The following is a 23,208-nucleotide window of genomic DNA, read 5'->3' as shown; positions in this document are numbered from 1 at the left end:
ACATAAGGCATGGCAGTGCCGTTTGCAAGAGGGCACGCCCGCGCCGCTATTCCCCGCCAAGGAGCTGCGCGCGGAACGCGCGCGGCGATAACCCGGTCGTTGCCGTATAGACCCGGCTGAAATAGGCGGGGTCCTCGAAACCGAGCGCGTAGGCAATCGTCGAGACCGGCAGGTTGGTGTAGACGAGGTTGCGCCGCGCCTCGCGGATCAGCCGGTTGAGAATGAGATGCGAGGCGGTGTCGCCGGTCGCCGCGCGGGTCACCCGGTTGAGGTGGGTCGGCGTGATCGACAGCGCCTTCGCGTAGTCCGCAACGCTCCAGCGCTCCAGATGGTGCTGCTCCAGCAGCGCCTCGAAGCGGCGGAACAGGCCGGTCTCGGTCGTTCCATTGCCGCCATTCTCGCCCACGAGCGCGCGCGCGACGAGGCCGATCATGGCCGCCGACAGCGCGCGCAGCACATGCGCCCGGCCGAAATCGCGCGCGGCGTGCTCGGCGAAGATCTGCTTCATGGTGGCACGGATCTGCGGCGTGCCGCGCAGCACGGCCGATCGTGACAAGGCTCCGCGCAGGCCCTCCGAAGCGAGCAGCGCCTCGTCCAGGATCTCCGCGGCGATGGTCAGCACCCAGCCTTGCGTTCCCGGTACGAAGTGGAAGCCGTGGACGTGGCCGACCGGCACGTTGACGATCTGCATCGGCCGGAGCGGCACCACGCGCCCGTCGAGTGTCGCCTCGCCGCCGCCGCGCTCGATCAACAGCACCTGGTGCAGCCGGGCGTGGCGGTGCACGGCCAGCGTCCAGTCGTGCAGCACCGAACGGGACGCGATCGTCTCGCAATGCACGACATCCGGCAGGTCGCCGGACTCGCCGAACAGGTTGTAGACCCGGATCGCCGGGGCTGGGACTGCGGTTCTCATGTTCGAATTGTACAAGACAAAGGCCGATCCCTCCATCGGTAAGCAGCGAAAAACCTGCAAAAAAAGCCCGAACGGGAGGACGCGAAAATGAAAGTTCAGGTCTGCATCATCGGCGGTGGGCCGTCCGGGCTGCTGTTGTCCCAGTTGCTGCATCTGAAGGGCATCGACACGGTCGTGCTGGAAAAATACAGCCGCGACCACGTGCTGGCCCGCATCCGCGCCGGCGTGCTCGAGCATGGCTTTGCCAAGCTGATGCGCGAGGCGCAATGCGGCGAGCGGATGGACCGCGAAGGCGAGATCCACAGGGGATTCGAGATCGCCCATGACGGGGTGCTCTCCCAGATCGATCTCTACAAGCATTCCGGCGGCAATTCGGTGCTGGTCTACGGCCAGACCGAGCTGACGCGCGACCTCTACGACGCGCGCGACCGGCTCGGCGGCAAGGTCGTGCACAACGCCGAGGACGTCACGCCGCACGACCTGGCATCGGACCGGCCCTACGTGACCTACCGCTCGAACGGCGAGACCGTCCGCGTCGATTGCGACTACATCGTCGGCGCCGACGGCTTTCACGGCGTCAGCCGCAGATCGATTCCGAAGGACGTGCTGCGTGAATACGAAAAGGTCTACCCGTTCGGCTGGCTTGGGGTGCTGTCGCGTACCAAACCCGTGTCGCCGGAGCTGATCTATGCGAAGCACGAGCGCGGCTTTGCGCTTTGTTCCCTGCGTTCCCAGGTGCTCAGCCGCTACTACGTCCAGGTGCCGCTGACCGACAAGGTTGAGGACTGGAGCGACGATGCGTTCTGGGCCGAGCTGAAGCGCCGGTTGCCGGACGAGGTCGCCGCGCGCCTGGTCACGGGGCCCTCGATCGAGAAGAGCATCGCGCCGCTGCGCAGCTTCGTCGCCGAGCCGATGAGCTATGGCGGGCTGTTCCTCGCGGGCGATGCCGCCCACATCGTGCCGCCGACCGGCGCGCGCGGACTGAACAGCGCCGCCTCCGACATCTATTATCTCTATCACGCCATGCTCGCGCATTATCAGAATGGCGACGATTCAGGGCTCAAAGGCTATTCGGCCAAGGCGCTCGCCCGGATCTGGAAAGCGCAGCGCTTCTCGTGGTGGATGACGATGCTGCTGCATCGCTTCCCCGATCGGCTCGAATACGAGGATCGGCTTCAGCAGACGGAGCTGGAATATCTGTTCTCGTCGGAGACGGCACAGCGGCTGCTGGCGGAGAATTATGTGGGGCTGCCGTTCTAGCTAGCGCGAGATGATTTGGGAGAGGGCGAGCGCCGCTACTTCCCTTCGAGCGCGTTGACCGGTGTCCAGTCCGGTGACGGTGGATTTATGGCATACGCTCTCGCGCGCTTCGCAAACAAAGCTGATGCCGGATCGGTCGCTGCCACGCTCTCGAACGCATCGACCGCCTTGGCAAACTCATGCCCCCGCCAGCACGCCAGCCCCTGCGCATACGCTGCGGCAATCTTCGTCTGCTCGCCGCTCTCTGAACCCTTCTCCGCCAGCGGCTCGAACACCTTGATCGCTTCGCCACGTCCAAGCACCCTGATCGCGTCGAGCTCGCGCCAGGCGAAGGTGTCGCCGGTCTGGGCGACAGTGGCCTCCGACGCCATGATCGCGGTGCCGTAATATTTGTTGGCGCCCTCGAGCCGCGAGGCGACGTTTACGGTGTCGCTCATCACGGTGTAGTTGAAGCGGCGGCGCGAGCCGATATTGCCGACCACGGCCTCGCCGCTGTTGAGCCCGATGCGATGCGACAGGCCGCGGCCGGCGAAGGCGGCGTTGCTCGCGTTGAGTTCGGCCAGCTTGTCGTGGCACTTCAGCGCCGCGCGCACCGCGTTGCGCGCGTGCGCGGGATCGTCGGCGGGGGCGCCGAACATGGCGACGATGGAATCGCCGATATATTTGTCGACATAGCCGCCATGGCCTTCGATGATGTCGGTCATCGCCGACAAATATTCGTTCATCAAGGTCACCAGCTCGCCCGGCGTCATCGCCTCGGCGATGGAGGAGAAGCCGCTGAGGTCGGAGAAGAACATGGTGACGTTGCGCATCTCGCCGCCGAGCGCCGGCATCTTGCCGGAGGCAACCATGGTGTCGATGACCTCGGGCGCGAGGTAGAACGCGAAGCTCTTGCGCAGAAAACGCTCCTCGCGGTCGGCTACGACGAAGCGGTAGCCGATCATCATTGCGAGCGCGGCAAGGCTTGCGAGCGCAGGCTCCGCCAGCGGCAGCGCCAAGGCATGAACGAACGCCCCGACGGCGACCGCGGCGTATACGGCGGTGAGGGCGAACCACGCGACCAGCGCGCCGCCCGGTGCAAGCATGCAGGCCGCGCAGGCAACGATGGCCGCGAACATGATCGTTAGAATGGTCCGCAGCGGAAAGCCGAGTTCCGTCACGGCATCGCGCTCCATCAGATTTCGAACCGCGGTGGCATGCACGAAGACACCGGCAACGTCGCTGCGGGCCTTCTGCGCGAAGCCCGCCGGGGCAGGCAGGGCGCATCGCGGCGCCGGCGTTCCGTCATATCCGCCGAGCAGACGCATCGAGGTGATCTTGCGGTCGTCGAAATTGAGGACGGTGCCGAGCAGCACGACCTTGCCGTCGAAGGCGCGGCGGAAGAAATCGCGGTCGCCTTTCTCGACGCAGGCGCGCAGGTCGGCGAAGGAATAGGTCGGCACGTCGCGGCCCATGCCGCGGAAGTTCAGCGTCAGCGTGTTCGGCACCGGGCTTGGGACCGCATAGCCCGACAACACCGTCGCGCCGGACGGCGCAGTCTCCGGCTTCGCGCCGAGCGCGCGCGCGGCCAGCTCGACGGCCATTGCGGGGACCGGCCTGCCGTTTATCGAAAAGCTCAGCGGCATCCGCCGGATCACGTGGTCGGTGTCGGTATGGACGTTGAGCGCGCGGATGTTGTTGCGCACCGCCACTTGCTGTGCGCGATAGGGCACGTCCGGATGGTCGTTGCTCAGGATATCGCCGAGCACCAGTTTGCCGGTGTCCGATATTTGTCGCAGGGCGATCAGAAAGTCGCGGTCGAATCCCTTCATGCGGTCGCCGAGCGGCGCGTCGCCGAAGGGAATCTCCGACTGCTCGATCGAGCTGGGAAAGATGACGTCGAAGCCGGTCACCCTGGCGCCGCCCTCAGTGATGCTTCCGAGCACGCGGCCGATCTCGCGCGTCCAGGTCAGCGTCGGCGATCCCTTGAAGGGCGGCGTGTCGTAGGTCTCGCCGTCGATCGCCACGACGACGACAGGTGACGTGGCGGGATCGCGGCGGTCGCCGACGAGCTTGCCGCGCATGGCCGTGAGGATGTCGAGCGAGAGGCCTTGCAGCGTCTGAAGCGGCGGGGACGTGAAGGCCGCGCCCGCAAGGAGCGCAATCAGGATCGCCGCAACGATGTCCCCCCTGCCAATCCGCCGCATCGCGTCGACGCGGGCCGCCTATTCGAGCCGCAGCAGGCGGCCGACGATCGGCGTCGGCGACGAGGTGGCACTGGCGTCGACCTGGAAGGCGTAGCGCTTGGTGCCGAGGATCGCGAGATAGGTGCCGCCCGGGGTCAGCGACTTTCCGGCTTTGGCGAGGTCGTAGAACTTGCCGCCGATCATGATGTCGTTCTTGAGCGGCACGCTGATGCTGGGCTCCTTGCCGTCGGTGCGCTCGATGACCAGCGTGCTGCCGCTCTTGGCCTGGACCAGCGGCGCGACGCCGTAGATCGTGGGCAGCTTTGCCGGAGCGCCGCCCTTGGTGTCGGATCGCATGGTCCGGAACGTGGTCGCGGCACTCTGGTTCGCCTCGCGCTCGGAGAGCTGCGCCGCGTTGGTGTCGCAGGGCACCTTGACGCGCTGCACGTTGCCGAGCTGTACGGTGCTCTGCTCGGCGCCGACCAGGACGACGCCTTCGCTGATCGTCTCACGCAGGCAGGATTTCAGATAGCCGAGCGTGATGCTCGCCTTCGGGCCGAGCTTGATGATCTTGCCCGGCGCCACATAGTCCATGAATTGGATGCCGTCGACCTTGCCCTGTACATCCTCGACGATCGCGGTCGGGGTTTCCGCCAAGGCGGGGGCGGCGAGACAGAACGCGCCGACAACGGCGCCGACCAGGCTTTTCATGGGAATTCTCATCCAATTCGACCGATCCACGACCGGTCCCCGTCCTGATGCTTAGCAGCGCCGCGCCCAGACAAGTGTGACCGGAATCACTCTTTGATATTGGTGCACTCTATCAGGAACTGGTTCAAACCGGCGAACGGAGAAAGTGGAGCCGTGGCAAGCTCTTGCCCGGACCGGCGTCAGGCCGCCGGAATCGCCTCGGGCGTGCGGTCCTCGACCGGGCGGCTCTCGGCCGTTGTCATTATAAAGGGTGAGAGCACGGCCTCGGCCTTCTGAAACGGCGTTGCCGCTGCCCGGCCGCGATCTCCACGACCTCGCTCCAACGCGACAGGAAAGCCTCGACGCATTCGGGATCGAACTGCCGTCCCTGGTTTTCGACCAAATAGTCGCGTGCGGCCTCGAGCGGCATCGGCTCCTTATATGGCCGCCGCGTCGTCAGGGCGTCGAAGACGTCGGCGACCGCGACCACGCGCGCGGCGACCGGGATCGCGTCCGCCTTGAGGCCGTGCGGATAGCCCGTGCCGTCCCAGCGCTCGTGATGGCCTGCGGCAATTTGCGCGCCGAGCTGGATCAGCTCGCAACCGGAGTCCGCCAAAATCCGCTCGCCGATCGTGGCGTGGGTCCGGATCACCGCCATCTCCTCGTCGGTCAGCCTGCCGGGCTTGAGCAGGATATTGTCGGGAATGGCGACCTTGCCGACGTCGTGCAGCGGCGCGGCGAGATAGATGTCCCGGCAGAGCCGGGCCGGGAGGCCGAGCTGCTCGGCGATGATGCGGCTGTAGCGGGCGACCCGCAGCGTATGCTCGCCGGTGTCGTTGTCGCGGTATTCGACCGCGAGCGCGAGCCGTAGGATGATCTCCTCCTCGCGCTCGCCGAGCTTCTGGGTCGCGGCCGCGACTGCGCTCGCCAGATCGGCGGCACGGTCGTTCTGCTTGCGCACGGCTGCACCAAGGCGCACCAAATTGCGCAGGCGCACCGTCATCTCGACGCTCTGTGGCTGTTTCGGTAAGAAATCGGTTGCACCAGCCTGCAGCGCTTCCATCTTGACGTCGTCGGTCTGTCGCGAGGTGATCATCGCGATCGGGATGTCGGCACAGCCGGGCAGGGTGCGGAAGGCGCGAATGAAGCTGATGCCGTCCATATGCGGCATCTCGTAGTCGACCAGCACGAGATCGAAGACGCGCTCCCGCGCGCAGGCCAGCGCTTCCACGGGATCGAGGAAGGTGGTGGCCTCGACCCGACCGTCGGCCTCGATATGACGTTTCAGGAAGTTGAGGACGGAGCGGCTGTCGTCAACCAGGAGCGCTTGGGTCAGCATCGGGGCCGCGGCTCTCTTCGCTGGCAAAGGCACGAACCCAAGCCATAACCCGATGAAATTTAACGCGGAGCAAATGCGCGCGCCGGGGGTGACGCTGCGGGTATGCGCGCATCGCATGAGATTTCAACCGGCTATGCACGTTTGGATGCGGTTGCGCGAACTCCCGGGGAATGTGACCCGTAGTTGTACGGAGCGTTGCGTTAGGGGTTTGCTCATTCGATTCGCGTCAAACGTGTATCGGAATTCAGCAAAGGCGGGCAGCGATGGCGCTCAATCCGACGGAGCCAAAGTGGTCGTTGCGGTTGCCCGCCGATTGCAGCATCGCGGCCATTCGTAGCGTCTATGACCTCATTCGCGAGGCGTTCGGCCGCCAGGAACGGCTCGAGATCGATTGCTCCAGCGTCGACAAGGCCGACGTGACCTCGATCCAGCTCCTGCTGTCGACCGCCAGAACCGGCGAGGCCCAGGGCCGCCCGGTGGTGCTGACCTCCTTCTCCCAGTCGCTGCGCAACACCCTTCACCGTGCCGGCTTCGCCAGCGAGGCGATGATCGATCAGCATTTCCCGCAAAAGAAAGATGGCGCCTAATGGCCACGATTCTGACCGTCGACGATTCCCCCAGCATTCGGCAGATGATCAAGGTCGTGCTCGAGCCGGCCGGTCACAGCGTGATCGAGGCCGGCGACGGCGCGCAAGGCCTCGCCAAGGCGCAGGCCAGCAAGCTCGACCTCGTCATCACCGACCTTAATATGCCCGTCATGAACGGGCTGGAGCTGATCCGGGCGCTGCGCAAGCTGCCGAGCGCGGTCGGCATGCCCATCGTGTTCCTGACCACCGAATCCAACGATACGGTGAAGCAGGAGGCCAAGAGCGCCGGCGCCACCGGCTGGATCACCAAGCCGTTCAAGCCGGAGCAGTTGCTCGCCGTCGTCGCCAAGCTGGTGCGTGCATGAGCGCGATGGACCCGACCGAGGTCTTTCGCCAGGAAGCCAGCGAGCTGTTCGAGGTCCTGGAAGGGGCCCTGCTCGACCTCGGCCTGCGTCCCGACGACCGCGAGCTGGTCGATTCCGCCTTCCGCGCCCTGCACACCATCAAGGGCTCGGGCGCCATGTTCGGCTTCGACAAGGTCGCCTCCTTCACCCACGAATTCGAGACCGCGTTCGACCGTGTCCGCAAGGGCGAGATCAAGCCGACCCAGGAGCTGATCTCGGTCGCGCTCGCCGCCAAGGACTATATCCGCGCGCTGATCGAGGACCCCCAGTCGACCGACGACGTCATCGGTGAAGGGATTCTCGACGACCTCAGGCGCTTCGTGTCATTTGACCAGCCTGATGCTCCGGTCGCCGAGATCGCGGAAGCGCCGCCACTGGCCCCTGGCGAGAGCAAGCAGGCCGGCTGGCATCTCCATCTTGAATTCGAATCCCACATCCTGCGCAACGGCTCGAACCCGCTCGATCTCCTGGAAGATCTCTGCAAGCTCGGCCCCTGCTTCGTCGTGCCGATCACCGATGGAATCCCGTTCCTCGACGAACTGGAGCCGGCCGACTGCTATCTGAAGTGGGACGTCAAGCTGCACGCGGCCTGCGACAAGGACGCGATCGACGACGTCTTCATGTTCGTCTCGGACGAGATGAAATTGACGCTGTCGCCGCTGGAGCATGTCGAAGCGCCCGCGCCGATGCCGCTGTTTCAGCTCCTCGACGAGGAGCCGGCTCCTGCGGCCGAGTTGGCCGCGCCGGTGGTCGAGGTTGCTGCCGCGCCGGTCGCTACGCCGCCCGTCGTCAAGGCCGAGCCGAAGCCGGAACCCAAATCTGAACCGAAGGCCGAGGGCAAGCGCGACGAGCGCGGCATCGCCACCGTTCGCGTCCAGGCCGAGCGCCTCGACGAGTTGATGGACCGGGTCGGCGAACTTGTGATCGCTCAGGCGCGGCTGACCCAGCTCGCCGCCTCCGGCTCCGACCTCTCGATCAAGATGATCGCCGAGGAAATCGAGCGCCTCGCCTCGTCCTTGCGCGACACCACGATGGGCGCGCGCATGGTGCCGATCGGCTCGCTGTTCGGCCGCTTCCGCCGCCTGATTCACGATCTGTCGCGCGATCTGTCGAAGCCGGTCGAATTCGTCACCACGGGCGAGGACACCGAACTCGACAAGACCATGATCGAATGCCTGGCCGATCCGCTTGTGCATCTGATCCGCAACGCCATCGACCACGGCATCGAGGATACCGCGACCCGCAGCGCCGCCGGCAAGACCGAGCAGGGCCGGATCGAGCTCGCCGCCGTTCATTCCGGCGCCCAGGTGCTGGTCACCGTGAAGGACAATGGCGGCGGCCTCAACACCGCGCGCATTCGCGCCAAGGCGGAAGAGCAGGGGCTGATCGCGGTCGGCGCCGTGCTCTCGGATCACGAGATCCACCAGTTCCTGTTCCATCCGGGCTTCTCCACGGCGCAGACCATCTCGGCGCTGTCGGGCCGCGGCGTCGGCATGGACGTGGTCAAGCGCACCATCGAGAACATGCGCGGCTCGATCGATCTGTCGACCAGGCCGGGCCAGGGCACCACCGTGACGCTGCGCCTGCCGCTGACGCTCGCGATCATCGAAGGTCTCCTGATCCGTGTCGGCGAGGGCCGCTACATCATCCCGCTGTCGGCGGTGGAGGAATGCGTCGAGCTGACCGCCGAGGACGAGCGCTCGCGCGGCCGCAACTTCCTCAATGTGCGCGGCAATCTCGTGCCGTTCCTGCGCCTGCGCGAGATCATGACTGCGTCGGGCGCCCCGGACCGGCACCAGAAGACCATCATCATCTCGACCGGCGAGAGCCGCGTCGGGCTCGTCGCCGACCAGATCATCGGCAACCACCAGACCGTGATCAAGTCGCTCTCCAAGCTGCACTCGGACGTCACGATCTTCTCCGGCGCGACCATCCTGGGTGACGGCACGGCGGCGCTGATCCTCGACGTCGCACAGCTGGTCGCGCTGGCGCAGTCCAGGGTCGAAAAACACATCAGCGAGGCGGCGTGATGAACGAGACGCGGACCGGCGAGCATCAGGCGGACGCGATGCAGGTCGTGATGATCGGTCTCGGCGAGGAGAAGTTCGCGCTCGACGCGGGCCTGGTGCGCGAGATCATCGATCCCGTGCCGGTGACCAGGGTCGCCGGCGCCCGATCCTTCGTTCCGAGCGTGATCAACGTGCGCGGCAATGTGATTCCGCTCGCGGACCTGCGCATCCGTTTCGGCATGCCGCAACTCGAGGACTCGGCCGACACGCGCATCGTCGTCATCGAGATCGAGCTCGACGGCGAGCCGGTGATGGTCGGCGTGACCGCCGACAAGGTCTACGAGGTCACGGAGATCTCGCAGACCGACGTGCAGCAGACGCCGCGCGTCGGCATGCACTGGAAGCCGGAGTTCATTCGCTTCATCGCCAAATGGCGTGAAGAGTTCGTCATCGTTCCCAACATGGAACGCATTCTGAATTGAAATGAGGTCCCACGGGCGGGACTTGGACTGGGGTAGGGGCTGGAAATGAGATTTACGGTCAAGGCAAAGCTTGCCAGCGCGTTCGGCGTGGTCCTGTTGCTCTCGATGGCGGCGGGCGGCCTCGCTTATGTGAAGCTGAGCGAAATGATCGACACCGCCGATAGCCTGGTGTCGCGCGCCAACCGGATGGACCGTGCAGCGGAAATCGAGAAGGGAATCCTGCTCCAGGTTCGCGCCGAGAAGAACCTCCTTCTCGCCCCTGACAGCGAAGGGGATCGCTTCCTCGCTGAGATCGCCAAGCAGCGCGAGACACTCCTGAGGCTCAAGGAAGAGATTCACGCGGCGGCTTCCCCCGAAGGCAAGAAGCTCCTCGACAATTTCGGCGCCGCCTATGCGCGGATGAATGCAGTTCAGGATGAAGCCCTCAAGGCCGCGCGGACCGACAAGGCAAAGGGCGCCGAGCGCTCCATGACCGATGTCCGCAAGGCCGTCGGCGAGGCGATGGAAGCCGCCAACGTCTACGTCACCAACGTCAAGAAGAACATGGCCGCTCAGGCGGCCCAGGCTCACGAGGACGGTAATCGGGCTCAGTTCCTGCTGATCTCGGCCGTGCTTGTATCGCTTGCGGTCGGCCTGATCGCCGCGATCTGGATTTCCATCAGCATCGCCCGCGGCCTCGGCCGCGCGGTCGGGCTCGCCGGCGCGGTTGCCAATGGCGACCTCAGCGAGATGATCAAGGTTTCCAGCAATGACGAGATCGGTGACCTCACCAAGTCGCTGAACGTCATGGTCGAGAAGCTTCGGCAGATCGTCGAGGAAGCCCTGACCGCCGCGCAGAACGTCTCGGCCGGCAGCCAGGAGCTCTCCGCCAGCGCCGAGCAGCTGTCGCAGGGTGCGACCGAGCAGGCGTCGTCCGCGGAGGAAGCCTCCTCCTCGATGGAGGAGATGGCCTCGAACGTGAAGCAGAACGCCGACAACGCCAACCAGACCGAGAAGATCGCTGCGCAGTCGGCCAAGGACGCCGAAGCCAGCGGTGTCGCCGTGGGCCGCGCCGTCGAGGCGATGCAGACCATCGCCGCGAAGATCACCATCGTGCAGGAGATCGCGCGCCAGACCGACCTGCTCGCGCTCAATGCCGCGGTCGAAGCCGCGCGCGCCGGCGAACACGGCAAGGGCTTTGCGGTGGTCGCCTCCGAAGTGCGCAAGCTCGCCGAGCGCAGCCAGGCCGCGGCCGCCGAGATCGGCACCTTGTCGACGGAGAGCGTGAAGGTTGCCCAGGAAGCGGGCGGCATGCTGTCCAGGCTCGTGCCGGACATCAAGAAGACCGCCGAGCTCGTCCAGGAGATCACCGCGGCCTGCCGCGAGCAGGACGTCGGCTCGGCCCAGATCAACCAGGCCATTCAGCAGCTCGACAAGGTCGGCCAGCAGAACGCCAGCGCCTCCGAACAGGTGTCCTCGACCTCGGAAGAGCTCGCCTCGCAGGCCGAGCAGCTCCAGTCGACCATCTCGTTCTTCCGGATCGAGCACGCCGGACGCGGCGAGGGCGCCGCGCCTGCGCCGATCGATCGTGCCGTCACCCAGCTCCGTGCCAAGGCGGCGCACATGGCAACCGTCGATCGTGGCAAGAAGAAGCCCGTGGCCGCCCGCCAGCCGGCGCGCGCATTGAAGGTCGCGGGCGGCGGCGGCTTCGCCTTCGACATGCATGACGGCGAAGACGACCGCGACGCCGAATTCCAACGCTGATCAATCGGTCCGGCCTTGCGCCGGACCGCGCTCATTCGCAAACCTTCGGATCCCTGGATCGCATCATGGCCGCAACCTCGCAATATCTGACGCTCGGGCTCGCCGGCGAGACGTTCGGCATCAGCATCCGCAACGTCCGCGAAATCCTCGACATGCGGCCGATCTCGCGCCTGCCGCACGCGCCGAACTTCCTGCTCGGCATGATCGACGTGCGCGGCAGCGGCTATCCGATCGTCGACCTCCGGACCAAGCTCGGCCTGCCGAACGTGCCGGCCACCGAAGCCACCCGCATCATCATTCTCGACGTGCCGATGAAAGGCCGCCTGGTCGGCGTCGGCTTCGTCGCCGATTGCGTGTTCGAGGTCACCGACATCGACGAGCAGGCGATCGAGCCCGTGCCCGAGGTGGGCGGCAAGTGGCAGTCCGACTATGCCGCCGGCATCGGACGCAAGGGCGAGAAGTTCGTCGTCATTTTCGATCTCGCCAAGCTGATGGCGAATGACGAGATCCCGGACGGGCGTGATGCGGCTGCGGATGCTCCCCGCGCCGCCTGAGTTTGCAAGAGTGAAGCGTGGTCAAGCGTAGCACCTCAATTCGAACCAACGAGACCAAAATGAGATTCACCGTCAAAGCCAAGCTTGCCAGTGCCTTCGGCGTCGTCATCCTGCTTTCCATGATTGCCGGTGCGGTCGGCTACATGAAGCTGTCGGACATGGTCGGCACCACCGAGCTTCTGGTCAGCCGTGCGGGCCGCATGGAGAAGGCCGCCGAGCTCAAGGAAGGCATCCTGCTGATGGTGCGCGCGGAGAAGAACTCCATCCTCGCGACGTCTGACGCGGACTATGACCAGTTCGTCACCGACCTTGCCAAGAACCGTGAACAGCTCACCAGGTCCAAGGACGAGATTCACGCTGCCGCCAGCGAGGGCGGCAAGAAGCTGATGGATGCGTTCTCGGCCGCCTTCGCCAAGCTGAACGCCTATCAGGAGGAGACTGTCAGGCTCGCGAAGACCGATAAGCCGAAGGCTCTGGATCGCTCCATGCATGACGGCCGCAAGGTCGTGGCAGACGCGATCGAGGCGGCTGACGGCTATATCAAGAACGTCAAGAAGAACATGGCCGAGCAGGCCGAACAGGCGAAGCAGGACGGCGCCCGCGCCGAAATGCTGCTGATAAGCCTGGTGATTGCCTCGCTATTGATCGCCGCAGTCGCAGCGACCTGGATCGCTGTCAACATCAGCCGGGCGCTGGCGCAGGCCGTCGGCCTCGCCGACGCTGTGGCGATCGGCGATCTCAGCCACAAGATCGAGTCTTCCAGCAATGACGAAATCGGTGATCTCATCAAGTCGCTGAACGCGATGACGGTGAACCTGAATGCGACTGCGGCCCTTGCCAACGCGATCGCGCAGGGCAATCTCATGGTTGAGGCCAAGCCGCAGTCGGACAAGGACACGCTGGGCCTTGCCCTCGAGCGCATGGTGGAAAAGCTCCGCCAGATCGTGTCGGAAGCCCTGACCGCGGCACAGAACGTCTCGGCCGGCAGCCAGGAGCTCTCCGCCAGCGCCGAGCAGCTGTCGCAGGGCGCGACCGAGCAGGCCTCGTCCGCGGAAGAGGCCTCCTCCTCGATGGAGGAGATGGCCTCGAACGTGAAGCAGAACGCCGACAACGCCAACCAGACCGAGAAGATCGCGGCGCAGTCCGCCAAGGATGCCGAGGCCAGCGGCGCTGCCGTGGGACGCGCCGTCAATGCGATGCAGACCATCGCCGAGAAGATCACGATCGTGCAGGAGATCGCGCGGCAGACCGACCTGCTCGCGCTTAACGCGGCGGTCGAGGCCGCGCGCGCCGGCGAGCACGGCAAGGGCTTTGCGGTGGTCGCCTCCGAAGTGCGCAAGCTCGCCGAGCGTAGCCAGGCCGCGGCGGCCGAGATCGGCACGCTGTCGACCGAAACCGTCAAGGTCGCGCAGGAAGCCGGCAACATGCTTGCCAAGCTTGTGCCTGATATCAAGAAGACCGCCGAGCTGGTCGAGGAGATCACCGCGGCCTGCCGCGAGCAGGACGTCGGCTCGGCCCAGATCAACCAGGCCATCCAGCAGCTCGACAAGGTCGGCCAGCAAAACGCCAGCGCCTCCGAGCAGGTGTCCTCGACCTCGGAAGAGCTCGCCTCTCAGGCCGAGCAGCTCCAGTCGACGATCGCCTATTTCCGCATCGAGCAGGGCGCGAAGGGCCATGCGGCTGCGCCGATCGACCGTGCCGTGAGCCAGCTGCGCACCAAGGCCGCGCACATGGCGGCTGCCGATCGCCCGGCCAGGAAGCCTCAGGCCAAGACGGCGCGTGCCGTGAAGGTTGCGGGCGGCGGGGGATTCGCTTTCGACATGGCCGACGGCGAAGACGATCGGGACGCCGATTTCCAGCGTTAGGAGGTCTGAGGGATCGACCCGTCCTTCCCGGACGGGCCGATCCGTCTGCAACGGTTGCGTGAGATAGCAGGATACAAGATGGCCCATACGGCCCCAGGTTCAGTGCAGGCGGTGACCCCGGGCCCGGGCAGGCGCTCATGATGTCCATGCCCGCTGTGCAGGATACGGCCGTCCATCTGTCGGACCGTCACTTCCGGACCATTGCCGAGCTGATCGAAGGCCAGGTCGGCATCAAGCTGCCGCAGGGCAAGCGGCTGATGCTGGAAGGACGGTTGCACAAGCGCGTGCGGGCGCTGAACTTTTCCGATCTCAACGAGTATGTCGACAACCTGTTCGAGGCGAACCATTTCGACACCGAGCTGACCCATCTCATCGATGTGGTGACGACCAACAAGACCGACTTCTTCCGCGAGCCGCAGCATTTCACCTTCATGAGGGACGCCGCCGTCCCGGCTCTGCTCAAGCTGCACGGACGCAGGAACGCGAACCTGAAGATCTGGAGCTCGGCGAGCTCCACCGGCATGGAGGCCTACACGGCGGCCATGGTGCTCGACGACATGACGCGGACCGGATCGCGGTTTCAGTTCCGCATCCTCGGTACCGACATCTCGACCGCGGTGCTGCGTCTTGCCAGGACTGCGATCTACACCCGCGATGTGCTGGCGCCGGTGCCCGAGCAGTTCCTGAAGCGATATTTCCTGTCGTCACGTGACAGGTCGCGCGGCGAGGTGCGGGTGGTTCCGGAATTGCGGCGCATGACGCATTTCATGCGGATGAACCTCATGGATACGTCCTACCCGGTCGACCGGGACGTCGACATCATCTTCTGCCGCAACGTCCTGATCTATTTCGAGCGCGAGACCCAGCGCAAGGTGATCGAGCAATTGTGCAACCATTTGCGGCCCGGCGGCTATCTGCTGGTCGGACATTCGGAATCGATGATTCACAGTGCCGTGCCGGGATTGAAGCAAGTTCAGCCCACCATTTTCCAGGTCTGATTGGAGCGCCGCCCAAAATGCCGCAGGGAAAGGTTCGCGTCCTGATCGTGGACGATTCGGCGTCGGTGCGCCAAATCCTCCAATCCATCCTCAACGACGATTCCGACATCGAGGTGATGGGAACGGCCTCGGATCCGTTCGCCGCGGCGCGTCGCCTCCAGAACGAGATCCCCGACGTCATGATTCTCGACATCGAGATGCCGCGCATGGACGGCATGACCTTCCTGCGCAAGATCATGGCGCAGCGTCCGATTCCCGTGATCATCTGCTCCTCGCTCACCGAGGAGGGCTCGAACGTGATGTTCGAGGCGTTCGAGGCCGGCGCCGTCGACATCGTGCCGAAGCCGAAGATCGACACAAGGCAGGCGCTGCTGGAGTGCTCGACGCGGCTGCGCGAAGCCGTCAAGTCGGCGGCGCGCGCACGCGTGCGCCCGCGCACGGAGCGGCGGGCGATCGAGAGGAAGCTGACGGCCGACGCGATCATCCCGCCGCCGGTGCAGGGCCGGACGCGGCCGGCGACGGAAGGCATCGTCTGCATCGGCGCCTCGACCGGGGGAACGGAGGCGCTGAACGACGTGCTGGAGATGCTGCCGCCAAATTGCCCGGGCATCCTCATCGTGCAGCACATGCCGGCAGGTTTCACCGCCGCGTTTGCCAGGCGTCTCGACGGTGTCTGCCAGATCCGGGTCAAGGAAGCCGAGGACGGCGAGCCGGTGCTGCCGGGCTGCGCCTATATCGCGCCGGGTGCCCGTCACATGCTGCTTCAGCGCATCGGCCTGCGCTACCAGATCGCGATCAAGGACGGTCCGCCGGTGTCGCGGCATCGTCCCTCGGTCGACGTGCTGTTCCGCTCGGCGGCCCAGCATGCCGGCGCCAACGCGCTCGGCGTCATCATGACCGGGATGGGCGACGACGGCGCGCGCGGGATGCTGGAGATGCGCAAGCTCGGCGCCTCGACGCGCGCGCAGGACGAAGAAAGTTGCGTGGTGTTCGGCATGCCCAAGGAAGCCATCGCCCATGGCGGTGTCGAGAAGGTGGTCTCGCTGCACCACATCCCGCGCGAGATCATGCACTGGTATCAGGCCGGGCACGCTGCGGTGGCGGGTTGATCGCAATGTCCGCCATTCCGGCCAGCACGCTCACTGAGGCGATCGCCGCGATCGAGGATGTCTCGTCGCGCATCGAGGCCGTGTTCGCGCGCGTCGGTCACGAGCTCGGTCGTGGCCACATCATCTTCAAGGAGCTGAACCAGGGTCTTGCGACGCTCTCCGGCGAGCTGTCCGGCGCCGAGATCGAGGGGGCGGCGACCGCGTTGCAGGAGATCGCCGCGCGACTGAGCGAACTGGCACAGGCGCTACCGGCCGAGAGCGCTCTGCTCGCGACGATCGGCAAGAGCACCGCGGAGGCGTCCTCGCTGCTCAAGCCGCTGTTCAAGCACATCCAGATGATCACCATCATCGCGCGCAGCGCGCGGATCGAGGCGGCTTCGCTCGACGGCGATCGCGAGGGCTTTCTCGCCTTCACGCAGGAGGCCTACGATCTCGGCAAGGCCGTGCAGGGGTCGATCGAGGGCTGCGCGCGGGATCAGCAACGCCTGTCGGAGGCGGTGGCCACCGCGTCCGGCCGGCAGAAGGAATTCGAGGGCCGTTATCGCGATCAACTGGTCTCGGAGAGCGCCGAACTCGGCGCGGCGTATTCGGGATTGCGTGACCAGCGCAGCAAGAGCAGCCATCTCGCCGACCTCGCGAGCGGCAGCACCAGGAAGATCGCCGAGGCGGTGGGCGGCGCGATCATTTCGTTGCAGGCCGGCGACAGCACGCGCCAACGCCTCGAGCACGTCTGTCACGGCCTTGGCCTTGCGTCCGGATCCGGCCCCAGCCTCGTTCCGGAACCGGTCGCGAGCGACGACGGCGCGCGCGCGATCGGCCAGTTGCAGGCGGCCCTGCTCAGGGACGCTCAGCGCGAGTTCGGCGGCGATATCGGCCAGATCGTTCGCGCGCTGACGGCCATCCTGAATGATGCGGGCGGCGTCGTTGGACATGGCCGTGCGCTGTTCGGCGGCGAGGATGACGGGTCGTCGTCGTTTCTGGCGCGTATCAAGCATACGCTGGCGCAGGCCTCGACCCTGATCGCCACCTGCGAGGGCGCCGGCCGTGCGGTCGACGACGCGCTGGCGATCGTCGAGGAGACGCTGGCGAAGTTCCGGGAGGCGATCGCCGGGCTCGCCGAGGCCACGGTCGACATCACCCTGATCGGAATGAATGCGGGTCTCAAGGCCAGCCATCTCGGCAGCCGCGGCAGCGCCTTCGTGGTCATCGCCAACGAGCTCAAGGCGACCGCCGACCAGGTCTCGGCGGGCGCAGGGCGCTTGAGGCCCGTGCTCGACGGCATCGAACGGTCGGCCAATGAGCTGAAGGAGCTGCGCGTGCAGGGCGACCCCACGCAGCTCGCCAAGCTCGAGCCGCAGATTCTCCAGGCGCTGCGCGAGATCGAGGCCGGCAACGAACGGCTCGGCAAGCTGATGAGCCGGCTCGTCGACGAAGGTGCGGAATTCGAGGGTTTGATGAATTCGGCGCAAGGCCTGATGACCACGCTGGGCGAGGGCTCTGCGGCATTGCCTGCGGTCGCCGCGCGTATCGAGACCGCAAGCGCGGCTCGGCAGCGGCCGCAGCCGCAGGCGCAGGACGAGGCGATGCTCGACGCTCTCTTCGCGCGCTACACGATGGAGCGCGAGCGCGACGTCCATCGGGAATTCTTGCGAACGCTCGGGCTGGCCTCGATCGCCGCCACGCGCCGGGTCGAGGCGGTCGAGACCGCGGATGACGGCATAGAATTGTTTTGACGTCTCCTCCGGCGTCGCCTCGCGCGTCGGCCGCAATTTGACGGGTCGGCTTTGCAGGGCGTTAACCGTAGCGGAATGCTCACTGCATCGGTCATTGTCGCGCCCCAGAGTTGGTTGCAAATACGGATGAATTTTACGACGGAAGTTTTTCATGCTGAGAGACGGCAAATACGCTGCCTGGTTCAGGACCCCGCGTGGCCAGGGCACCGGCGTCGTGCATCTGGCCCAGGGGCGGATCTTTGGCAGCGACAGCTTCTTCACCTATGGCGGCTCCTACCAGGTCGATGACCAGCGCTTCACGGCCGTCCTGACCACGCGACGGCATGCCGAGGGCCCGCCGACGGTGTTTGGTCCCGATGAGGTCGAGGTCAACCTCTCGGGCGTATTCAACGGCAAGATGGCGACCTGCTCGGGAACGGCCAGGCAGGCGCCCGAAGTGATGTTCGAGGCGACGCTGATCTACAGCCAGGAGGATGTGCCGGCCGCCGACGACAGAGGCGCCGTCGTGAAGCTCAAGGCCGACAAGCTGCCCAAGGGCCTCGACGGCCGTTCACGGTCGCGCCATCCGTTCACGCCTCCCAAGACGCCCGTTTCCTGAGGCTCCCGCGCTTTAGCTTTGCATTGACGCTGTTGTCGCGAAAACACCCCGCGACCGCACCACGGCAAGAGTGCCTTTAGAGGTGAAATCTAGGTTGGCGCTCATAACAAAAGGGCGGACAGGGACATGCCTCAGATCTGGATGACATATGACGAACTCGCGACACTCAGCGGCTGCAGTGCTGCCGAAGCCCGGCTTCAGGCGCTGCATTTGTCGCTGGATCGCCGCAAAAGCCGCGATGGAAACACCCGCGTCAAGCTGAACCTCGCATTGATGGCCCGGTTCTTCGAAACCATTCGCGAAGCCGAAGTCGACCTCGATGAAGCGATCGCGGCGTTGCGCCAGACCCATCGGCAGATGGCCGGGGTTCTCACGACCGGGCAGGCGGGCTCGACCCGCGGGGTGGCCTAGTTCGCCGCTCCGGCGGCAGTCGGCTCTCTTCGAATCAGGCATAATCGTCCAGCCGGAATTCGGCGCGACCGCCGGTGTTCACACTGGAACGGATCGTGGCCCAAAGCGATCCCGGCTGGGAGGATGCGATGAACAAAGCCGTGTACCTGGCGGGTGCGTTGGTTGTTGCGATCCCGCTCGGCCTCATGACGGCGGCCACCGCCGAAGTGATCAAATTGCAGGCAGAACTCAAGGGCAGCAATGAAGTGCCGCCCAACACGAGTTCCGGTTCCGGCAAGGCGGAGGCGGCCTTCGACACGGGCACGAAGATTCTGACCTATACGGTCACTTATGCCGATCTCAGCGGACCCGCGCTGGGCGCACATTTCCACGGGCCCAGCGACCCCGGCAAGAATGCCGGCATCGCGCTTCCGTTCAAGTCGGCGCAAAGCCCGATCCAGGGCACGGCGACCCTCACCGAGGCGCAGGCTGCGGATCTGTTGGCCGGAAAGTGGTACGCGAACATCCACACGGCAGCCAATCCCGGCGGCGAGCTGCGCGGGCAGATGGCGAAGTAGGGATTTCGCTTCTCCACGCCGTGCGGTGTCGGTTGGCGCAACCGGTATTGGCTGCGCTAAGACGGCGGCCTGGGCAGGAAAGCCAAAATCGTCTGGGCGAGGAGAACGCCGACCGTGCCGCCGGCCGCCTTTTGCAGCACGTCTATGAACCGGGGATCGCGATCCGGCGTCACCGCCTGCAAGACTTCGAGGCCGACTGCGACGGCGACCACGAAGACGCAAGCCAGCTTGACCCGCCCCGGCAGCAGGAAGGACAGCAGGAAGCCCAGCAGGCCGTAGGCGCTGAAGCGCTCGATGACGACGACCCAGTAGGCCTCCGCATGGCCCATGAGCGCGGGCCTGCCCGCGAGCTTGGCAAGCGTGGCATAGATGATCAGCGCGAAGCAGATTCCCGCGGCTGCGATGATGTGGTTGCGGCGCATGGCACCAGCATAGCGGGTCGATCGGCCGGCCGCTTTTGAAAGCGAAGAACATCGTTAAGGTCCCCACACTTCCGAGGGCCGCTTCATCCGGCGGCTCGCGTTGGGACATGTCGTGACGGTACAGCTCGGCAGCCTGTCCGAATTCGGGCCAGCCGGCGCGGTCAGGCCACCAGCGCCGTGTCGTCGATCGGGACTGCGGCCGCAATTGCGGCGGATCGCGAGGCCATCAGCTCGCTGAACTTGGCGAAGGGCAGGGGCGCGGCGACGAGATAGCCCTGGCCCTCTTCGACGCCGCACGAGATCAGCGCGTGGGCCTGCTCCTCGGTTTCGACGCCTTCGGCCACCACCGTCATATGGAAGTCCCGGGCGAGCGCCACCAGCATCTCCACGATCGTCGTGGTCGAGGCGTCCACCGTGATGGTGTCGACGAAGAACTTGTCGATCTTGATGGTGTTGGCACCCAGCCCCTTCAGCCGCGACAACCCGCTGTGTCCGACGCCCACGTCGTCGATCGCGACACGGAAGCCGAAATCGCGCAGCTCGCTCACGACGGCTGCGGCACGCTTGAGATCGTCGAGTTCGTCGCGCTCGGTCACCTCGACCACGATCTGCCGCGCCGAGACTTTTGCCGCGGCGACGGTGGTGCGGAGCGTTTCGACGAAGCCGGCGCTCAACAGGTGCTTCGGCACGACGTTGAGCGAGAGCTTGAACTCCTTATCGGCCTTGAGATGCGACTGGAGATCGGCCAGCGCGCGGCCGAGAATCTGCCAGGTCATGGCTTCGATCCGGCCGCTGGATTCCGCCAGCGGGATGAAATTCATCGGCGGGACCACCGAGCCGTCCTCGCGCAGCCAGCGCGCCAGGATCTCGCAGCCCCTGATCCGGCCGGTCCTCAAGTCGAAGATCGGCTGGTAATACGGCCTGAATTCTCCGCGCGCCAGCGCGCGATCGAGATCGGCGACGGGACCCTCCATGCGCCGGGTGCGCGACAAGAGGATGCCGAACAATACGCCCAGCGCCAGCGCGACCGCCATGGCCGGCCAGTAGGCCTCGCTGTTCCATGTCGACAGCACGGTCTTGTCGATACGGATGACCGTGCGCAGCGGGTAGCGCGCCGAGCTCTTCGCGAACTCGACCGGATGCGGCAGCGCCTTGTCGGCGTCGGGCGTGAACTCGCCGAGCTGTGCGCCGTTGTTGAGGGCCAGCAGCACCTCGCCATGCGCGCGCAGCTCGGCCGGCATGATGTCGAACAGGCTGGCATTGACCCCGAGGATGGCAACCAGCGCCTTCTTGCCGCCGATGTCCCTGAGCACGCCGAGTGCGTCGCCGCCGAACTGTTCGACGCGGAACAGCATCAATCTGGAATCGCGCGAGGCGAGCATGTCGGCGCGGTCGACCCAGCCCTTGTCGAACTCGAGCGTCTCCGAATAGGCCGAGCAGATCACCGAGCCGTCCGAATTGACGAGCCGCACGTCCTTCACCGCGGAGCGCTGATAGACGTGCAGACGGATCGCCTGGAGCGAGGCGGGGTCGCATGTGGCGAGCCCGCGGCCGGCCAGCTCGTCGAGGCTTGCGGCAGCGAAGTCGACGGCGAACTCGGACCGGCGCAGCACCACCTCGGTCAGCTCGTCGAGCCGGCGTGCCTGCTGGTCGTGGATGAACCGCATCGCGGCAAAGTGACCGGCGAGCCCGAACGCCGCCGTGCCCACAAGTACGAGCGCCGCCAGTCTGAATTTCGGCCGTGCCGACGTCATCCCGCCCGAGGGGGTTAAGAAAGATTACGCGAACCCTAACCGGGGAGGGGCTAAGATAAGGTTTAGAGCCAATGCCGGCGGTGGTATGCGGAGCGTGAGCCGGCGCTGACCGTTGCCCAAATTCTTGTCATCGACGGGACTTCGCCGGCCGCGTCAGGCGCGAAGCCGCACGCCTGACGGCATGACGAAGCCGTTCACGGGAACGACGTTCCGTTCAACGCCGATTGTAGGACCAGCCCTTGTCGACATTGGTGGGATAGTGGGCCGCGAAGTACGGATTCTTGACGCAGTTTCGCGAGGGATCAAAAATCCGGTCCGCGCACTCGCGGAAATTCAGGAATCTGCAATCGAAACCGAAGGCGCACCATGGCGCACCGTTCGGAAATCCGAATCGCACGGGAACTTGCGCCGACGCCAGCGAAGGCAGAGCCAGGAGCAAAGCTACGGCGAGTGCGCGGGACAACATGACTGTATTCCTCCAACAAACCGTCGAGCGGATACGGAAGCCAATCGAGCGATCGTTCTCCGCCGGAAAGGGACAACCTTAATCTCGTTGCTGGATAGTCTACCATCCATACGCGGGGAGATCGAGAGCGCCGAAAGCGGTCGGGCTGCGTCGATTGGCCGGCTTCCATTCACGGCTCGATCACGGGAGACGCGCATGTCCGTGAATTGGCGCGCACGGCCGGCGCAAGGGCCGCTAATTCTTCTTGGTGCCCTTGGATTTGAGCGACAGGCCGAGGCGCAGGGCCATGCGCTTGACCGCATCGGGCGAGCGCCCGAGCTGTTTCGCCGCCTCTTCCAGCGAAGTCGAAGACTTGGCCAGCTCCATCAGCCGGCGGTCTTCCTTGAACGACCAGGGCCTACGCGCCATAACCGAACTCATCCTCTCGTCGACACAACGACAAAGCCGCCAAGCGGACCCACGTTCGCTCGACGGCTTTGCTTGGGTGGGGCCGGGCTTGGGGGAGCCCGGTGCCAAGATGGATAAGCGATCCGTCGGAGTTCGCAACAAACAACGCGGATTAAGCTAACTGCTCAACCTTACCGGGATAAATCTGGTGCAAAACGCTCCGTATAACCACGGAGTTTTCGCTAACCAAGTCGCGATCCGTGCGCGCCGATAGCCGCGCTCGAGCATGTTCTGCCACCATGTCCGCTTGTCGCAGAACCGATGGACGATCCTCGCAAGCCCGTTCCCGCCTCGAGCCGACGGGCCGGTATGCCTCGTTGCGCGAGGTCGACATCGCCGTTGCGACGGCGCGCGGCAAATTCACAACAGTCAATGCAGATTGAATTTTCGCACGAGGATGATCGCAACGACTCCGAACGCGAATCGATCCATCGCGACTCATGCGCGAGACGGAGATCTCGAAGAACAGCTTTGCGCTGCTCTGAGGGAGTCGTCACGAGATCGTCGAATTCGTTCGGCTATGATTCAGGACAACGAGCACGAACAAATCAAACAAATCAGAAGACCGAGATGCTTCAGAAAGCGCGAGCGGCACTTCCCCTCACGAAGATCAGAGAGCGGGCGTTTGAAGGCGCATTTTTCAGCGTTGCGCTGATCGCGATGGCGGGCTGGGTTTATTTCATCACGCTGTTGCTGGTGAGA

The 23,208-nt window shown here is 65.2% G+C and carries 20 protein-coding genes and 1 pseudogene; 14 read left to right on the top strand and 7 right to left on the bottom strand.

All coding sequences use genetic code 11. The features are described 5' to 3' along the window. Nucleotides 1-46: 46 nt before the first annotated feature. Nucleotides 47-949: a helix-turn-helix domain-containing protein gene (locus ACXJL8_RS08480; RefSeq protein WP_456621582.1), complete on the bottom strand. Its 903-nt coding sequence runs from the start codon at nucleotides 947-949 to the stop codon at nucleotides 47-49. Nucleotides 950-1,000: 51 nt separating this feature from the next. Here ACXJL8_RS08480 and pobA point away from each other — a divergent pair, with 51 nt between their 5' ends. Beyond that, on the top strand, nucleotides 1,001-2,173 hold the full coding sequence (gene pobA / locus ACXJL8_RS08475; RefSeq protein WP_456621583.1) for a 4-hydroxybenzoate 3-monooxygenase: 1,173 nt from the start codon (nucleotides 1,001-1,003) through the stop codon (nucleotides 2,171-2,173). Nucleotides 2,174-2,208: 35 nt separating this feature from the next. Here pobA and ACXJL8_RS08470 read toward each other — a convergent pair whose 3' ends face one another. The 3 genes and pseudogenes from ACXJL8_RS08470 to ACXJL8_RS08460 form a co-directional block, all read right to left on the bottom strand. After that, a complete protein-coding gene (locus ACXJL8_RS08470) occupies nucleotides 2,209-4,359 on the bottom strand; it encodes a CHASE2 domain-containing protein (RefSeq protein WP_456621584.1) in 2,151 nt (716 codons plus the stop codon). Nucleotides 4,360-4,377: 18 nt separating this feature from the next. Further along, nucleotides 4,378-5,049 (bottom strand): hypothetical protein, encoded by a 672-nt coding sequence (locus tag ACXJL8_RS08465; RefSeq protein ID WP_456621585.1) that lies wholly within the window; start codon nucleotides 5,047-5,049, stop codon nucleotides 4,378-4,380. 179 nt (nucleotides 5,050-5,228) lie between these two features. Next, nucleotides 5,229-6,367 (bottom strand): annotated as a pseudogene (locus ACXJL8_RS08460) (response regulator). A 263-nt stretch (nucleotides 6,368-6,630) separates the two neighbouring features. Here ACXJL8_RS08460 and ACXJL8_RS08455 point away from each other — a divergent pair. The 13 genes from ACXJL8_RS08455 (at nucleotide 6,631) to ACXJL8_RS08395 (ending at nucleotide 19,417) form a co-directional block, all read left to right on the top strand. Beyond that, nucleotides 6,631-6,954, top strand: coding sequence for an STAS domain-containing protein (locus ACXJL8_RS08455; RefSeq protein WP_456621586.1), 324 nt, complete (start codon nucleotides 6,631-6,633; stop codon nucleotides 6,952-6,954). Next, a complete protein-coding gene (locus ACXJL8_RS08450) occupies nucleotides 6,954-7,319 on the top strand; it encodes a response regulator (RefSeq protein WP_456621587.1) in 366 nt (121 codons plus the stop codon). Before ACXJL8_RS08455 ends, ACXJL8_RS08450 begins: the two co-directional genes overlap by 1 nt. Then, complete coding sequence (locus ACXJL8_RS08445) at nucleotides 7,316-9,388, top strand: chemotaxis protein CheA (protein ID WP_456621588.1); 2,073 nt, start codon at nucleotides 7,316-7,318, stop codon at nucleotides 9,386-9,388. The genes ACXJL8_RS08450 and ACXJL8_RS08445 overlap by 4 nt, the downstream gene beginning before the upstream one ends. Further along, nucleotides 9,388-9,849, top strand: a complete 462-nt coding sequence (locus ACXJL8_RS08440) for a chemotaxis protein CheW (RefSeq protein WP_456621589.1) — start codon at nucleotides 9,388-9,390, stop codon at nucleotides 9,847-9,849. The genes ACXJL8_RS08445 and ACXJL8_RS08440 overlap by 1 nt, the downstream gene beginning before the upstream one ends. A gap of 45 nt (nucleotides 9,850-9,894) precedes the next feature. Then, nucleotides 9,895-11,592 carry a methyl-accepting chemotaxis protein gene (locus tag ACXJL8_RS08435; protein WP_456621590.1) on the top strand — a complete coding sequence of 566 codons (1,698 nt, stop codon included), beginning with the start codon at nucleotides 9,895-9,897 and terminating at the stop codon, nucleotides 11,590-11,592. Nucleotides 11,593-11,657: 65 nt separating this feature from the next. Further along, a complete protein-coding gene (locus tag ACXJL8_RS08430; RefSeq protein WP_456621591.1) occupies nucleotides 11,658-12,146 on the top strand; it encodes a chemotaxis protein CheW in 489 nt (162 codons plus the stop codon). A gap of 59 nt (nucleotides 12,147-12,205) precedes the next feature. Continuing rightward, on the top strand, nucleotides 12,206-14,011 hold the full coding sequence (locus tag ACXJL8_RS08425; RefSeq protein ID WP_456621592.1) for a methyl-accepting chemotaxis protein: 1,806 nt from the start codon (nucleotides 12,206-12,208) through the stop codon (nucleotides 14,009-14,011). A 140-nt stretch (nucleotides 14,012-14,151) separates the two neighbouring features. Further along, complete coding sequence (locus tag ACXJL8_RS08420; protein ID WP_456621593.1) at nucleotides 14,152-15,009, top strand: CheR family methyltransferase; 858 nt, start codon at nucleotides 14,152-14,154, stop codon at nucleotides 15,007-15,009. 17 nt (nucleotides 15,010-15,026) lie between these two features. After that, nucleotides 15,027-16,118: a protein-glutamate methylesterase/protein-glutamine glutaminase gene (locus ACXJL8_RS08415; RefSeq protein ID WP_456621594.1), complete on the top strand. Its 1,092-nt coding sequence runs from the start codon at nucleotides 15,027-15,029 to the stop codon at nucleotides 16,116-16,118. Nucleotides 16,119-16,123: 5 nt separating this feature from the next. Next, on the top strand, nucleotides 16,124-17,851 hold the full coding sequence (locus ACXJL8_RS08410; RefSeq protein ID WP_456621595.1) for a chemotaxis protein: 1,728 nt from the start codon (nucleotides 16,124-16,126) through the stop codon (nucleotides 17,849-17,851). A gap of 151 nt (nucleotides 17,852-18,002) precedes the next feature. Beyond that, nucleotides 18,003-18,449 carry a hypothetical protein gene (locus ACXJL8_RS08405; RefSeq protein ID WP_456621596.1) on the top strand — a complete coding sequence of 149 codons (447 nt, stop codon included), beginning with the start codon at nucleotides 18,003-18,005 and terminating at the stop codon, nucleotides 18,447-18,449. A 126-nt stretch (nucleotides 18,450-18,575) separates the two neighbouring features. Continuing rightward, a complete protein-coding gene (locus tag ACXJL8_RS08400) occupies nucleotides 18,576-18,860 on the top strand; it encodes a hypothetical protein (RefSeq protein WP_456621597.1) in 285 nt (94 codons plus the stop codon). Between the two features lie 128 nt (nucleotides 18,861-18,988). Then, the gene (locus ACXJL8_RS08395; protein ID WP_456621598.1) at nucleotides 18,989-19,417 is read left to right on the top strand and encodes a CHRD domain-containing protein; all 429 of its coding nucleotides are present in this window, start codon (nucleotides 18,989-18,991) and stop codon (nucleotides 19,415-19,417) included. Between the two features lie 56 nt (nucleotides 19,418-19,473). Here ACXJL8_RS08395 and ACXJL8_RS08390 read toward each other — a convergent pair whose 3' ends face one another. The 3 genes from ACXJL8_RS08390 to ACXJL8_RS08380 form a co-directional block, all read right to left on the bottom strand. Further along, nucleotides 19,474-19,839, bottom strand: coding sequence for a VanZ family protein (locus ACXJL8_RS08390; protein ID WP_456621599.1), 366 nt, complete (start codon nucleotides 19,837-19,839; stop codon nucleotides 19,474-19,476). Nucleotides 19,840-20,000: 161 nt separating this feature from the next. Beyond that, the gene (locus tag ACXJL8_RS08385; protein WP_456621600.1) at nucleotides 20,001-21,593 is read right to left on the bottom strand and encodes an EAL domain-containing protein; all 1,593 of its coding nucleotides are present in this window, start codon (nucleotides 21,591-21,593) and stop codon (nucleotides 20,001-20,003) included. A gap of 700 nt (nucleotides 21,594-22,293) precedes the next feature. Beyond that, a complete protein-coding gene (locus tag ACXJL8_RS08380; protein ID WP_456621601.1) occupies nucleotides 22,294-22,467 on the bottom strand; it encodes a hypothetical protein in 174 nt (57 codons plus the stop codon). Between the last annotated feature and the right edge of the window lie 741 nt (nucleotides 22,468-23,208).

The sequence above is a fragment of the Bradyrhizobium sp. P5_C11_2 genome, assembly GCF_054049755.1.
The sequence above is the reverse complement of the archived record's forward strand: the minus strand, read 5'-3'. Positions and strand labels throughout refer to the sequence as shown.